Source organism: Candidatus Egerieousia sp., assembly GCF_056211015.1.
This window is the reverse complement of the sequence record NZ_JBAELF010000039.1, coordinates 1-15534: the sequence shown is the minus strand read 5'-3', so window position 1 is coordinate 15534 and position 15534 is coordinate 1. Positions and strand designations below refer to the sequence as shown.

Sequence of the window (15534 nt, the reverse complement as noted above, 5' to 3'; positions counted from 1 at the left end):
TTGTTATACTTTCTGTTGCTCTTGAACATGTTCACATATATAACAGGTCAAAGGTACAAAAGGTGACGTGCGGAAACTTGATTTTTTAAGGGTTCTGTAAAGATAACAGGTTTTTGTAAATGTCATTTTGGCAAATATTGCTGTTATGGCATTATTTGTGTACTTTTGTTAGCAATGTTCAGAAGTTTCATATAGTTGCTCATGAATGATGTGACAGAACGTATTGTTTGTTTGTGAACAGGGTTTATGGAATGGTTAATGAATAATTTGGTACGGTTTATGAAAGATGCATGAAGATTGTTAAGATATTTTAAAGAATGACTAAAGAAGGATTTGAATATGAACGATGTAAGAATAGTTTATGATGAAGTGAAAGATGGTGTGCGCATTGTTTCTGCTGCAACTTGCGGTCTGGTTTGTGCACAATCAATAGATATTGCCGTAAAGGACGGCATAATAGTAGGAGCCCGTGTAAACGGCGGCTGTGCCGGAAACTCCCAGGCTGTTTCCCAACTTGTTGTGGGTATGAAGATTGAGGAGGCAATAAAACGTATGGAAGGCATTGACTGCAATTATAAGGGTACTAGCTGTCCGGACCAGTTTGCCAAGGCGCTGAAGAAGCTGCTATGATTTCATGCGAAGCGCCTGTTTTAGAGGTATTTATGCCGATGAAAAAGTCCCTCTCTGTTGTAAAACATCAGGAAAGTGCGGTGGGAAGAAGTTTCGCAAGTCTTCCGCAAGTTCCTGAAAAATAACAAATTAAATGCTTGCGAAACTTGAGTTAGTATGAAAAAATTGTTTGCTGTTATTATGATGATGGCGTGCGTTTCACTTATGTTCGCACAGGAGCCTATAGTTGGTAAATATAAAAAGGCGCTGGTGATTGGTGCACACCCGGATGATCCGGAATCAATGTGTGCGGGCACAATGCTCCTGCTTAAGGAACAGGGCTGCGAGGTTGTGTGCGTTTATTTCACAAGAGGTGAGGGCGGCATTGAGGGCAAGAGCGCCGAGGAAACAGCTGCAATACGTACAAAGGAGGCCTTGAAGTCCTGTGAAGTCATGGGAATCAGGCCTGTGTTCATGACACAGGTGGATGGCAAGTCTGAAATCAACAAGGCGCGCTACGATGAAATGCGTGAGCTCATTGCACGTGAGAAACCTGATGTAGTGTTCACCCATTGGCCAATAGATGCCCACAGGGACCACAGGAATTGCTCGATTTTGGTTTATGATGCCTGGAGGTTGCTAGGTCACAGCTTTGATTTGTACTATGGCGAGGTCATGACCGGTATGCAGACCCAGATGTTCACACCAACAATCTATGTGAACATTGACAGCACCGTTGAGAAAAAGCGCGAGGCTTACAAGTGCCACGTTTCCCAGGGCACTGCCGCCAACGTTGACAAATGGCATCAGGTGATTGATGTGCTTCGCGGCCGTGAGTTCCAGTGCCACCACGCCGAGGCATTCATCAAGCAGCGTTGGAACAGCAGCGAGATACTTGACCGCTAACGCCTCATCCTTCAACCGGTCATATTTTTCCGCAAAATGCACCCAAACTCAGGCAAAAAGTGACAAATAGCCACGATTGGAGCGATAATGTGGCCGAAGGCACTGATAACAAGGCCGCATCAGCGGCCTAGCGGAGGGTGCGAACTTGCTGGAAAGCGAAAACATGCGGCAAGATAGCGAAGGGTTGCTGGTAGCAGCAAGTTCGGTATAGCCCGGGAGCGGTGCAGCAGGGTTTGGGGCGGAGCCCCAATAAAAGAAAAACCGCATCAGCGGCCTAGCGGAGGGTGCGAACTTGCTGGAAAGCGAAAACATGCGGCAAGATAGCGAAGGGTTGCTGGTAGCAGCAAGTTCGGTATAGCCCGGGAGCGGTGCAGTTGTCAAATGTGCAAATAAGGCGTTTTTGCACAGCGGAGGGCTGAAAATGGTTGCAAAATGGGCAAAAAAGGCATTTTTGCACAGCATTGAACTGAAAATTGCTGGTTTAAAGCAAAACGTGACCGAATGAAGTGCCTGACGCCCCCAAGCGGATTGCCAACCCCCCGGCGTTCTGTACAGAAAAACGGCCAATCCTGTACGGAGCGGGCAAAACCAGGTGTTTCGTACAGAAAAACGTCCAATCCTGTACGGAACGAGTGAAAGCAGGGCGTTTCAGGCAGAAAAGATGACCAAGCTGTGCTGGCTGAACGAATGTTGTGAACAGATAAAAACTAAAGATAAAGCTTTTATGGAATATGTAATAGTTGTTGTGTTTATTCTGCTGGTAGCGCTGGTATGGTTTGTTACGCACAGAATAGAAGGACTTAAAGCCGAGAAACGTGATGGTGAATTAAGCGGCGAGTATGAGCAGAGGCTTGCACAGCAGAAGTCTTCTTACGAAAATGAACTCGGCAGTTTGAAAAGTGCAGGCGAGCATGCGCTGATTGAGCAGAAGGATGCTTATGAACAGAAATTGAATGCCCAGAGTTTTGAACTGGCCTCCAAGGACTTGGAACTCAAGGCCAGGGATTCTTCACTGGCGATGGTTTCAGAATCCAAGTCTGAACAGAAAGACTCATACGAGAAGGCATTGGCGCAGCAGAAGGAGGCATACGAGCGCAAGCTGCAGGAACTCAGCGAGCAGAACACGAAGCTGGTATCCGAACTCAAGGAACAGAATGACAAGGCACTCGTTGAGCAGCGCAGCAGATACGAGCAGGCTTTGGTGGAACTCAAGGAACATCAGGCGAAATTGCTGGAGGAGCAGAGAAACAGTTATGAGCAGACACTGGCAGAGGTCAAGGATAACCAGACCAAGGCTCTGGCACAGATGAAGGAGAATTATGAAAAGGCCATCGCTGTGAATAATGAGAATTATGCGCAGACCATAAGGGAGTTCAAGGAGAATCAGGCCAAGGCTTCCGAGGAGCAGAGGAAGAACTATGAGGCAACAATAGCGGAGCTGAAGGAGAGCCAGGCCAGGACTATCGAGGTAACCAAAAATGAGATGGCTCTGCAGAATGAGAAGCTGATGAAGGAGAGGGAGGAGTCCCTGAAGAAGGAGGCTGAGGCGACAATGCGCAATATCACAGGGGAGCTCAACAAGGATATCAATGCAATGAGGGAGAAGGTTGAGGCTCAGATGAAAGCGCATACCGAGGAGAGCACGGCCATAAAGACCAAGTTCGAGGAAACGGTGAACAATCTGCGCTCACAGACCGAGAAGATAAACACTCAGGCGGCAAATCTTGCCAGTGCGCTCAAGGGCAGGAACAAGATGCAAGGTATCTTTGGTGAAACAATTCTTGCGAACATTCTCAAGCAGGAGGGGCTGGAGGAAGGCCGGGACTATGAGGCCGAGTTTTATCTGCGCGATGCAAAGGGCAATATAATTGTGAACGAGGAGAGCGGCAAGCGCATGCGCCCTGACTTTGCGCTTCATTTCCCTGATAATACGGACATACTGGTTGATTCAAAAGTATCGCTCACCGCACTTGCGGATTATTTTGCGGCAGAAACCGAGGAGGCAAGGAAAGATGCCTCACGCAGGAATCTTGAGTCTGTGCTCAATCACATTGCAGAGCTCAACGGCAAGGAATATCAGCGCTATGTAAAGGGCCGCAAGACTCTGGACTATGTAATAATGTTCATTCCTAATTACGGAGCGTATCAGCTTGCAAAACAGGAGAATCCTAACATCTTCAAGGAAGCGTTCGAGAAGAACGTGCTCATTACAACGGAAGAGACGCTGCTTCCTTTCCTCCGCCTGATACGCAGCGCCTGGATTCAGAAAAAGACCATGGACAATGTGAAGGACATTATGGAAGGAGCCCGCAAGATGCTGGACCGCGTGGCCATTTTCTGTACAGAGAACGCAAAGCTCGAGGCATCTCTGGAAAAGGTGGTGAACGATTTCAAGACAAACACTTCAAGACTCGTGACAGGTAAGCAGAGCATAGTCCGTGCCGCCAATGAGGTTCTGGGCTGCGGCGTTGCACTCTCATCCGGCAAGGAACTTCCGAAGGCCTCAGCGGCCGAACTTCCTGAGGATTAGTCTCCCAGTCTTATCACGCTGCGATCTTCCTCCTGTTTTCGTGCGGCGTTCTTCAGCGGCTTGAAGGAATTGAAGTTCCAGCTTATTCCTATCCAGAACATGCGGCTGAGGTTACGGCTGCTGTTTTCAAGAGAATAGATATTATTGTTGGAGTGAATGTCCCATCGCCGTGTATTGAAAACATCCGTGAGAAGGGCTGAGACCGTAAGTGAGTTCTTCAGGAAAGACTGCTTTACGCTTATGTTGCAGTAGTGAATCCTGGATGTTGTGAACTGTGGAAGGTACTGGGGCGTGGTCAGGAAATACTGGGCCTGCAGGCTCATTCCTTTCACCGGCTTGAAATTCAAACCTACATTGCTGTTGTTCACCCAGCCTGAGTTCCTGATTTCCGCTCCTTTGAAACAGCCCTGAGATTTTACGAAATATGTATTGCTTGCAAGATCAAGTGAGAACCATTTAAGGAGCGTGAACTTGAAATTGTGATCGATTCCGGCACTCAGGAAGTAATCGTCGTTCATGTAAGTGAAAATCAGGATATCGTTCTCCAGATAGGCGTGCTGGTTTATATAATCCTGCGTGCAGTTCAGATATGCGTTTCCGTTTATGAGCACCTTTCCGCCCGCAAAGCTGTAGCCTATGTCAAGTTTGTTGGCCTTTTCGGGGCTCAGGTTCACATTGCCGGTCTCGTATGTCTGATTGTCAATAAGATTGATGTACGGATTCAGCTGCGGATATGTTGGTCTGGAGATTCTTCTCGACAGGGCGAAGGTCATAGACCAAGGTGCGGAAATCTTCCAGTTGAAAACCAGGTTCGGAGCAAGGAAGAAGCAGTCACTGTGGTCATCCAGTTTGTCCTTGTTGTTGTGCAGGGTAACGTAGCTGTATTCGAATCTCAAGCCTGCCTTGAGGGAAAGTTTCTTTGACAGTTTCGATGAATACATTGCATAGGCCGCAGGAATGTACTCGCGGTGTTTGAGGTCGTTGCTCAATGGAATTGACAGCTCCCACTCACCTGTCTGTGGGTTGTATTCGTACATCTTGTGGTCAATATTGTTCTGGCGGTAGGTCATTTTCACACCGGTTTCAAACCTGCCCTTCCCCAGGACTGTCATATAGTCCGCCTGCAGCGAACTGTTGAAAGGATGTCCTCCCGAAACGGATTTCTGTACCATGCTGCCTTCCTGGTAATAGTATGAAGGGCGGTGGCCCGTGATTGAGGAAATAGAAGCTGAAAGATTCAGTTCCTTCTTTTCCGGAACAATGATATGCCGCCAGGAGAGAGACCCCTCGTATGTCTCACGGTTGAAAGTGATGTCGGTCTGGCGGAATCTGTTGAAATCCTGGAAATTGTTCAGTCTGGGATAAATGGCCTTGAAATCCAGGGTAAGAATATCCCTTTCCGTGGCCTTGAAACTTATGTTCGCACCAATGTTGTAGTTCGCTGTTTTCTTGGTGGCCTCAATTATCTGGTCAACCACCCTTCCGCTCTGTTTTATCCTTCTATGAAGTTCGCTTTCAATCTCATCACGCTCATATCTGCCATTGAAATTGAACCTGAAGCCCCAGCGGCCCTCATTGTATGCCAGAGCCAGATTCCCGTTAAGGAAATTGTTGAAGCCGTAATTGAAAGATGCCATTGAGGTGAAGGCATTTGCAAGCTGTTTTTTGGAGACTATGCTTATTATGCCGCCGGTTCCTTCGGAATCGTATTTCACATCAGGACTCGTTATTATGTCTATGCTCTGAACGTTTGCTACAGGAATGCTGCCCAATCCTCCCAGCGTTGTTGGTACACCGTCAACAAGTATTAGCACATTGCTATTTCCCCGAATTGAGACATTGTCGTTGCCGTCAACGCTCACCGATGAACTACCCCTTATGACTTCCAGCACAGAGCCCGTTGCAGCACTGGCGCTTGACTGCGGACTTATCCTGGTCTTTTCCACAGATACGCTTCTGGAAGCCGCCTCGGCACTTACCACCACACCGTTCAGTGCAAGCGTATTCAGTGACATAACAATCCTGCCAAGGTCCAGTGTTCCGCCTGAAGAGCAGTCAATTTCCCTGGAAACATCGTTGTACCCTATGGAACTTATCTTCAAGCTGCATTTCCCCACCTTCCCTATATCCATTTTGAAAGCACCTGTGGTGTCGGTCATGACTCCCCCAAGCACTTTTCCACCGGCGATGGCAACAACAGAAGCGTACATCACAGGGCTTCCGTCCTCTTCCACCACAATACCCTTTATGCTTGCCTTAGCCAGCGGCCTTATCTGCATCCCGCTCTGTGCCTGCAGCGGCATCTGGCAGAACAGCACACCCAGCAATATGAACAGCAGTTTTCTCATACACTTTGTTTCTTGAAGCACAAAGATAGTACAGATCAATCATTTTCGCCAAAGCCGGTGTCAGGGACAGGCTCTGGAACGCTCTCCAAGGCATAATGAAAGAACCCACCCCGCCATTTAGAGGGGGTGGGTTCCATTAATCCGGCTCACAGGTGCCTCCAGCTGCATGTATGCGGAACCACCTCTAAATTGATTATTCGTTGAGGTACTTGTACATTATGCCATTAACCTCGCGGTGGATTGCCATATAGCCGCGGTCCTCACGCTCGTTGCAACCGTTGCACATTACAACAACGCCAAAGTTGTGGGCATCGTTCCAGAACATTGATGTGAATACGCCGTATGCGCTGCCTGTGTGACCAATATTGTACTGACCATCTACAAGCTGTTCGGTCTGCCAGAGGGCAAAGCCATAGCCGTTGTCGCCCGGATCAGACGGGTAAATAGTGGTTGTCTGCATCTGCACTGCTGAAAGCGAGTCAATGATTCTCACTTCTGTTTCCGTTCCGTCTTCGTTCTCAAGGAAGCCCTTGCCGTAGTTCATATGCATTTTCATGATCTTTGCAAGATTCCTAGGGCTTATCTTCATGCCGCCTGTTGGAGAGAATACAGGAGTTGAATATCCGAACTGATAGTTTGCAATCTCCTCTGTTCTTGGAGCGTATGCCTCAGGTGACCATTTGTAGGTGGAATCAGAGCTCTGCCACTCATATATCCTTACGAACTTTGTTGAGTCAAGATTGTTTACATTGTAACCGCCGTAGATTCCAAGAGGCTTGAGAATGTGGTTAGGAACATATTCATCGAATCTTTCACCGCTCACTTTTTCAAGGACAGCGCCCAGTGTGTTGAAACCAAGGTTGCAGTACTCGTATTTGCTGCCCGGTTTCCAGTCATTCCAGGCCTGGTCTGCGGTTGCGCAGGAATCAGGATTGAGTCTGTTGAGCGTGTAATAACCGTTTGCATCGCTCATGCTTGAAGAATGGCTCAGGAGCATTCTCACGGTAATTGGAATGTCCGGGTATTTAGGGTTCCTGATAGGGAAACCGAGGATTTCTGAAACGTCTGTGTCGAGTGTGAGCTTGCCCTGCTCTATCTGCTGCATGAGCGATGTTGCAGTGAACTGTTTTGAGATGGAAGCGATTCTGAAAAGACCGTCGAGATCAAGAGGAACATTGTTCTCCATATCCTTGAGACCAAGTGCCTTCTCGTAAATTACCTTGTTGTCCTTTACAACAACAACTGCCAGGCCAACGCATTTGTTAACGTCCATTACAGTCTGAAGCTCTTTTTCAATCTTTGCCTCAGTGTTCGTGCAGGAAACAGCTCCTGCAATGAATGCCGCGCCTGCAAGGCACAGCGCAGCTTTTCTAAAAATATTTTTCATAGATATGTGATTGGTATTTTTTCCAAATATAAGGATAAAAAAGCTTATTTTTGCAAATGTATATCAGTAAAATGGCGTAGGATACATGGCTCAGAAACAGGCACAGGAAACTCCTTTGATGCAGCAGTACAATGCTGTGAAGGCTCAGCACCCGGATGCTGTCATTCTTTTCAGGGTGGGTGATTTCTATGAAACATTCCATGAGGACGCTCTTGTTGCAAGCAAGGTTCTGGGCATTGTGCTTACCAAGCGAGGGAAAAGCCAGGGTACCGACGTGCCTCTTGCCGGATTCCCGCACCACGCCATTGACACATACCTCCCGAAACTCATTCAGAGCGGCTACAAGGTTGCAATATGTGACCAGCTTGAAGATCCGGCTCTTGCCAAAAAGCTGGTGAAGAGAGGCGTAACCGACCTTGTCACTCCCGGAATTTCATACTCCGACAGGGTTCTGGAGCAGAAGGAGAACAACTATCTCTGTGCTGTAACAATCACAAGACCCAAGGCGTCAGGTTCGCCAAAGCTCGGCGCCGCCTTCCTTGATGTTTCAACCGGCACTTTCAAGGCCACCGAAGGCAGTGCGGACTATATAAAGATACTGCTCGGAGCCATGGATCCAAAGGAGATACTTGTCTGCAGAGACCAGATGAACGATTTCACAGGTCTTTTCGGCACGGACTACTATATCACCAGAATGGACGAGTGGGCTTTCGCCGCCCAGGGAGGCAGGGACCGCCTGCTCAAGCAGTTCAACACCAATTCCCTGAAAGGCTTTGGTATTGAGGATTTTCCACTGGCAACAGGCTCCGCAGGGGCGATACTTTTCTACCTCGATAACAATTACAACGCATCCACACCCCAGATCAGCTCGATTTCCCGCATAGACCGGGGAGACCACGTCTGGATGGATGCCTTCACCATACGCAATCTTGAGCTTTTCAGTACCAGTTCGGGCCGCAATGGCAGCGCACTGATTGATATCATGGACAGGACATCCTCTCCCATGGGTGCCCGCCTGCTGCGCAACTGGCTGCAGCTCCCTATCAAGGACCTTGCGGAACTCAAGCGCAGACACAGCAGCGTGGAATGTTTCTACAATTCTTCCACAGCGATGGATTCAGCAATGGAACTGATATCCCAGATGGGAGACCTTGAGAGAATGATTGCCCGCAGCGCCGTTGGAAGGCTGGTTCCAAAGGAGGCTGCCTCACTTGGCCGCGCGCTGGAGAAGTTCACACCGCTCAAGCGGCTCCTTGTGAACTGCGGAGCTGAAAGCAGCGGAGAACATCTGCGAGAACTCGGTGAGAGCATTGATGAGCAGCTGGAGTTGAGGGAGGCAATCAGCGGAACGCTTTGCCAGGAGCCTGCATCGGCATTCGGGAAAGGTGACATAATAGCCTCGGGCGTGAATGCGGAACTTGATGAGTTGCGCTCAATAGCAAGGGACAGCCGCGCCTGGTTGCAGAATCTGCAGGAAAGCGAGGCTCAGCGTACAGGCATAAGTTCACTCAAGGTAGGATACAACAATGTGTTCGGTTATTATCTTGAAGTCCGTAACACATACAAGGAGAATGTTCCGCCGGAGTGGATAAGAAAGCAGACGCTTGTTGGTGCTGAGAGATACATAACACAGGAACTCAAGGATTTTGAAGAAAAGATAGTTACCGCCCAGGACAGGATACTGGTTCTTGAGCAGCAGGAATATGCGCTCCTTGTGCGCAGGATTCAGGAGCAGGTTGCATCAATCCAGCGCAACAGCGCAATTGCGGCCAGAGTTGATGTTCTGAGCAGCTTTGCCCTGCTCGCAAAACAGAACAACTACTGCCGTCCGCAGATGGACGATTCTCTTGAACTTGCAATAAAGGACGGCCGTCATCCTGTAATAGAGAAATTCCTCCCTGTGGGCGAGGAATATGTTGCCAATTCACTGGAACTGAGCAACAGCGGTTTGCAGATAATGATTCTCACAGGCCCTAACATGAGCGGCAAGTCCGCTCTGCTGCGTCAGACAGCGCTCATTGTGCTCATGGCCCAGACAGGCTGTTTCGTTCCTGCAAGTGAGGCGCATATAGGAATTGTTGACAAGATTTTCACAAGGGTGGGGGCTTCGGACAATCTGTCTCTTGGAGAATCAACGTTCATGGTTGAGATGATGGAATCATCAACCATACTTCACAATCTTTCAGAAAGGTCACTCGTACTTTTTGATGAAATAGGCCGGGGCACAAGCACCTTTGACGGTATGTCAATAGCCTGGGCCATTGTTGAGTATCTGCACGAGTGGGGAAAGGGCGCAAAGACTCTTTTTGCCACACATTACCACGAGCTCAACGAACTTGAGAAGATATATCCGCGCGTGAAGAACTACAACATTGCTGTAAAGGAAGACAAGGAGAAAATCATTTTCCTGCGGAAACTTACCCCCGGCGGTGTTGCTCACAGCTTTGGAATACACGTTGCTTCAATTGCCGGAATGCCTGCACAGGTGCTTCTGGCCGCCAACAACAAGCTCAACGAGCTTGAATCCCAGCGCAATTTTACAATGTATGGAATGTCAGCGCAGAACGAGGAAGCAACTTCCTGCGCTGAGGCAGTTGCTGACAATGATGCTGCAGGCAGTAATGGTACTCAGTCTGCGCATAACGTTCATGACGCTTGTAGCAACAGCTCAACAGGAATACAGAACTTAAAGAAAAGCGGGCGCAGTGCAAAGAAACAGGACAGCGGAATGCAGCTCTCGTTATACCAGTTGGATGACCCGCTGCTTGTTGACATCAAGCGCGCGCTTGAAAATCTTGACATAAACAATCTTTCACCTCTGCAGGCTTTCCAGACCATAGTTGATCTGCGCCGCAAGATGGGACTTGATAAAAACTGAAAATAGCTTATGATAAACAGTATATTGTTCTGGCATCAGATTGCCGATGCTTTCGTGAAGAATATGATTGTTGAGGACAGGTACATGCTTATCCTCGAGGGCCTGTGGACAACCGTGCTCATAACCGTTTTTGCGGCAATTTTCGGAACAATGCTCGGAGGTCTTGTATGCTGGATGAAAATGAAGGGAAACGCTGCTGTGCGCAGGATTGCAAAGGTGTATGTTGACCTTATGCGCGGAACGCCTGTTCTGGTGCTGCTCATGATAATGTATTACGTTGTTCTGGCACCTGTGATAGAGTCCGCAATTACAGTTGCAATCATCACTTTCTCATTGAACGCTTCGGCATATATCTGCGAAATGCTCCGTTCAGGCATAGAAGGCATTGACAAAGGTCAGACGGAGGCCGGCCTCTCCCTTGGTTTCACGGGCAGGCAGACCTTCTTCTACATAGTGTTCCCGCAGGTTATAAGGAACATAATGCCTGTGTATCACGGCGAACTCATAAGCCTGCTCAAAAGCACGTCAATCGTGGGCTACATTGCAATAATGGATATGACCAAGGCGTCCGACCTCATACGTTCCAGAACTTTCGATGCTTTCTTTCCGCTCATAATCGTTGCAATATTATACTTCGTTCTGGCGTGGCTCATAGGCCTCCTGCTTGATTTCCTGAGCAGGAAGAAATCAATGAGCGTGCTTCCTGCGTTTGCAGGCATTGCGCTGGCCTTAAGTGTGATATGCTGTGCAGGCGGTTCAGCGGAGCCATCGCCGGTGGGAGATGATAATGATGGTTCAGGGCGGTTCACTTCAATTGAGGATATTGCTGACCATGGCAGCGTGGCTGTTATGGAGGGTTCAATCTATGACATAGAGTATTCAAAGAGATATCCGAATGCAAAGGTCAACAGGATCAAGAATATTTCCGAAGCGGCGGAGTTCGTCCTTTCCGGAAAGGCTACTGCGCTGATTGCACTTGACGTTCAAACCAAGTATGTCGTGAGGGAGAATCCTTCCCTTATGGAAATGGATTCGTTGTTCACGGCCGCAATGGGTGCCGGATTCCCTAAAGGTTCTCCTTTGAAAGACAAGTTCAACCAGTTCCTCAAGGAACTGAGACCATCGCCGGTGTATAAGGAAATGATTCACAGGTGGATAGAGTGTGACATTGATACCGTGAAAATGCCGGATCTGTATCTGCCTTCAAGCGGGGAGCCGTTGAAAATGGCCATTACCGGTACGCAGACTCCTATGAATACAGTGCGCGGCAAGGAATATGTGGGCTTTGACATTGAGCTTGGAATGCGCTTTGCCAAGTACTTGAATAGGCCACTCAAGCTTGAGGTCACCACCTTCCAGGGCCTGATTCCGGATCTGGTTACCGGAAGGGTGGATTTGGCAGTAAGTGACCTTATCATTACCCCTGAGCGCACCGAGAAGATAGATTTCTCCGATATCTACTACGATAGTTATGCATCAATTGTGCTGCTTGAATCAAGCTATTATGGTACCGGAACGCTCGGAACTGCGCATTACACCTTCCTCCTTGCCCTGATGGCGGTGATTGCGTTGTATATTGTGATATCATACAGGAAGAAGGCCGCCTTCCGCAGGAAAGTTGCCGAATATATGGCCGAAGGTGCCGGGAATCAGAAAGAGCTGGAGAAAGGAGACGTGCTTATAAGCATATCCGGGCTTGAGAAATCTTTCGAGGAAGGGCTGGTTGTGCTTGACGGCATTGATGCCGAAATAAGAAAGGGTGAGGTAATATCCATCATAGGTCCTTCCGGAACGGGAAAGAGTACATTCCTGCGTTGCTTGAACCTGCTGGGCAAGCCTACGGGCGGCAGCGTTTTGGTCGGGGGCAAGGATATTCTTTCACGTTATGCCAATGTGCCTATGTTGCGCCGCAAGATGGGTATGGTGTTCCAGTCGTTCAACCTCTTTGATGGTATGAGCGTGATTGACAACATTACTCTGGCTCCTGTGAAATTGCTTGGAAAGACTCCTTCCCAGGCCCAGGCCAGGGCAATGGAACTGCTCAAGCTCGTTGGTCTTGCAGAGAAGGCCAGTGCTTATCCTGCTCAGTTGTCCGGTGGACAGAAACAACGTATAGCTATTGCCCGCGCTCTGGCCATGGAGCCCGAGATTCTTCTGTTCGATGAGCCTACATCGGCTCTGGATCCTACAATGGTGAGCGAGGTTCTGGCTGTAATGCGTCTGCTGGCAAAGCAGGGAATGACAATGCTTGTTGTAACCCATGAAATGCGTTTTGCCCGCGAGGTCAGCACTCGTGTATTCTTCATGGCAGAAGGACATATCTATGAAGAAAACAGTCCTGCAGAACTGTTTGACCATCCTCAGAAGGAACTCACCAAGATGTTCATAAATCAGATAAGGGAGTTCAATTACAGGATAAAGATAGCGGATTATGATTACTATGGAATGATGGGCGCACTGGTTGTATTTGCCGAGAAATACAATATGTCATATCAGACCATAACCAATCTGCAGCTGGCCGTTGAGGAATCCCTTGGTATAATGGGTGCGCCTGTGGGCACGGAAATCAAAGTGTCGTATTCTGAGAAGACCATGGAGCTAGGCGTTTCTGTAAGCGTGCCAAAGGAAGTGCTGCCTGTTCTGTTCGATACGGATGACAACCATATCTCAAATTCAATTCTCCACGGCATAAGTTCAAGCTTTGAACTGTCCGAAAAGGATGAGCATACGATACTCAAATTGGTTTTGAAGAAATGCTAGATTTCGTCAAATAATCCCGCCCTTTCGTCAAATAAGTGTCTGACTCTGTTGCGTGTTGGTTGAATGAGAGTTACCTTTGTTCAAGGAAATCATGTATGGTTGCCGCAATGCTTGTTGCGGGCCTTTTCCTGTGGCGCCCGTGGAAGCCGGGGCCGGTTGCCATTGATAATACAGACACCGTATCCAGCTCCGGAACAAGTTCCAGTGTAAAGATCAACGGCCACGAGTCCGGAAGGATACGGTTATTACTTTGCCTGGGGCGAGACGAGCCCCAAGAGCGAATACACGTGGGCGAACCTGAAATACTGCAATGACAATACTGGAGACAGCTTCTCCAAGTACAATCAGAATCAGGGCGGCACCACAGACAACAGGACAAGGCTTGAGTTAAGTGACGATGCCGCAAGGGCCAACTGGAGCTACATCGACCGGAGATACGGCCACTCAGTGCGGGCTGTCTCAGAATAATGCCGCTAAGGGACGCAAGTCCCAAAGCGGCAAGCCCGGCGCCTGTCGCATGGCGGTTTGACCTTCGCCGTCCGGAGGCTAATCAGCAGCGTTTCAGAGTGAGGCGGATGCGTGAATCTGCGAACATGAAAAACATCTGTCCATACAAGTCCGTCAAGAATGCGCTATGGCAGCGGACTATTGGACAGGTCTCACCCGAATGGGCACACCTGTCCACCGGAACCTTGCAGGAATGCTCTCCGGCAAGGTTCCCATGGACAGGTCTTTTTCGGGTAGTGAAGGTAATGATGTTCAGCGTGAACTATCCGTTAATCCAAAAAATCACCTTCCACGCTCACTTGGCTTGAATGGTCTTGTGAGGCTGATTGGCGTGGAGGGTGAGGCAATTTTGCCTCATCGTCCACGCTCACCATCGTCAGAGTGTGGTGTGGTGCATTCAGGTGTGGACGGTGATTTTCGGTTTATGCTGCGCCTTGTACTCAGGTACTCTGGCATTCTGCCACTTGCCTGAACTGAACACAGGGTTTCACGTGTGACCGATTACCTTGCAATTTTCCAGCTGGTTATGGTGTGTTTTGCGCAGGTGAAGCGCACGCCTACCTTGACTTTCGGTCTCGGGTCAGCCATGTATGGGGCGTCGTAGAGGTTCTTCTCTATCTGGGCAAGGGCAGAGCTTGCCGTTCCTCTCATCTTGAACTCGAATATGTATATTGCATCTGGCAGCCAGACTACCATGTCAACCCTGCCCTTTGCCTGCTTCACCTCGGTCTCAAGATTCAGGCCCATTCCGTTGAACAGGATGTAGAGGTCACGCTGGTGGAGCGCCTCAAGCTTCTCAAGGTCTTCAAGAATCTCCCTACCCTCGTACATGTAAGGCACGCCGGCGAGGAATGACTGCAGGGCCTTCATTGCCGCATCCACATTGCCTCTGCGCAGGGCCCTGTTCATTGCCGCCACCATATTCATTCTCTGGTCTGTGTTCAGAGGTGTGAGCATCTTGAGGAAATTACCGAACAAGCCCTCCCTTACCTCTTCGTTCGGTATGCCGAGCACATATCCGCGAGCCATCGAATCATAGCCTTTTATTGTGAGGTATCCAGACTGGTATAGCAGTGGCAGTGCGGTGTCCATTTCGTGTATGGATATGTCAAAGGCCGTGTCAGGCATCATTTCGGTCCTGTTGAGCTTCATTATGTCTGTTCTGAAGCCTTTCATCCTCTCAAAGAGGAAAGATGGAGTTGCAGAGCCGAACCAGTTGTTGCGCAGTTCCTTGCAGGCGAAGGTCAGCATGAGGCTGTATGGGTTGTAAACTCCTTTGAGACTGCGGCTGAAGCAGAATCCGTCGTACTTCCATCGCAGTGTATCATACATTTCCTCCTTGGTCATTCCGTTGTGGAGTGCAAGGTTCTCAATGTCGTTGTCGAATGTCCGGTGGATTTCAGTCTCGGTTATTCCGCAGAGTGTTGCGTAGTCCTCGTTGAGTGATATGTTCTGTAGGTTGTTGAGCTCGCTGAATATGCTCACGTGGCTGAACTTTGTAATGCCTGTTATGAATACGAAGCGCAGGTATTCGGAGCAAAGCTTGCACGTAATATAGAACTCCTGATGCAAGGACTGAACTTCGTTGAACAGGTCGGTGCCTGTTGGG

Annotated in this window: 8 protein-coding genes; 5 read left to right on the top strand and 3 right to left on the bottom strand. The window is 48.9% G+C overall.

Annotation, left to right across the window (positions count from 1 at the left end; translation table 11 throughout):
- The first annotated feature begins 339 nt into the window (after nucleotides 1-339).
- The 3 genes from AC06L3_RS02700 (at nucleotide 340) to AC06L3_RS02690 (ending at nucleotide 4045) form a co-directional block, all read left to right on the top strand.
- On the top strand, nucleotides 340-630 hold the full coding sequence (locus AC06L3_RS02700) for a TIGR03905 family TSCPD domain-containing protein (protein WP_475669086.1): 291 nt from the start codon (nucleotides 340-342) through the stop codon (nucleotides 628-630).
- A gap of 156 nt (nucleotides 631-786) precedes the next feature.
- Entirely contained in the window at nucleotides 787-1515 is a 729-nt protein-coding gene (locus AC06L3_RS02695) for a PIG-L deacetylase family protein (protein ID WP_475669085.1), read from the top strand.
- Between the two features lie 724 nt (nucleotides 1516-2239).
- On the top strand, nucleotides 2240-4045 hold the full coding sequence (locus tag AC06L3_RS02690; RefSeq protein ID WP_475669084.1) for a DNA recombination protein RmuC: 1806 nt from the start codon (nucleotides 2240-2242) through the stop codon (nucleotides 4043-4045).
- Here AC06L3_RS02690 and AC06L3_RS02685 read toward each other — a convergent pair.
- Both AC06L3_RS02685 and AC06L3_RS02680 read right to left on the bottom strand, forming a co-directional pair.
- Nucleotides 4042-6393: a TonB-dependent receptor gene (locus AC06L3_RS02685; RefSeq protein WP_475669083.1), complete on the bottom strand. Its 2352-nt coding sequence runs from the start codon at nucleotides 6391-6393 to the stop codon at nucleotides 4042-4044. The two genes, AC06L3_RS02690 and AC06L3_RS02685, sit on opposite strands and share 4 nt — an antisense overlap.
- Nucleotides 6394-6586: 193 nt before the next feature.
- Nucleotides 6587-7780 carry a serine hydrolase domain-containing protein gene (locus AC06L3_RS02680; RefSeq protein WP_475669082.1) on the bottom strand — a complete coding sequence of 398 codons (1194 nt, stop codon included), beginning with the start codon at nucleotides 7778-7780 and terminating at the stop codon, nucleotides 6587-6589.
- Between the two features lie 85 nt (nucleotides 7781-7865).
- On the opposite strand from AC06L3_RS02680, the gene mutS reads away from it, so the two are divergent.
- Together mutS and AC06L3_RS02670 are read left to right on the top strand one after the other, a co-directional pair.
- Nucleotides 7866-10658, top strand: coding sequence for a DNA mismatch repair protein MutS (gene mutS / locus AC06L3_RS02675; RefSeq protein WP_475669081.1), 2793 nt, complete (start codon nucleotides 7866-7868; stop codon nucleotides 10656-10658).
- A 9-nt stretch (nucleotides 10659-10667) separates the two neighbouring features.
- Nucleotides 10668-13418, top strand: a complete 2751-nt coding sequence (locus tag AC06L3_RS02670) for an ABC transporter permease subunit (RefSeq protein WP_475669080.1) — start codon at nucleotides 10668-10670, stop codon at nucleotides 13416-13418.
- A 1008-nt stretch (nucleotides 13419-14426) separates the two neighbouring features.
- Here the strand turns inward: AC06L3_RS02670 and AC06L3_RS02665 are convergent.
- On the bottom strand, nucleotides 14427-15534 hold a 1108-nt coding region (locus AC06L3_RS02665), incomplete at its 5' end, for a PD-(D/E)XK nuclease domain-containing protein (protein ID WP_475669079.1).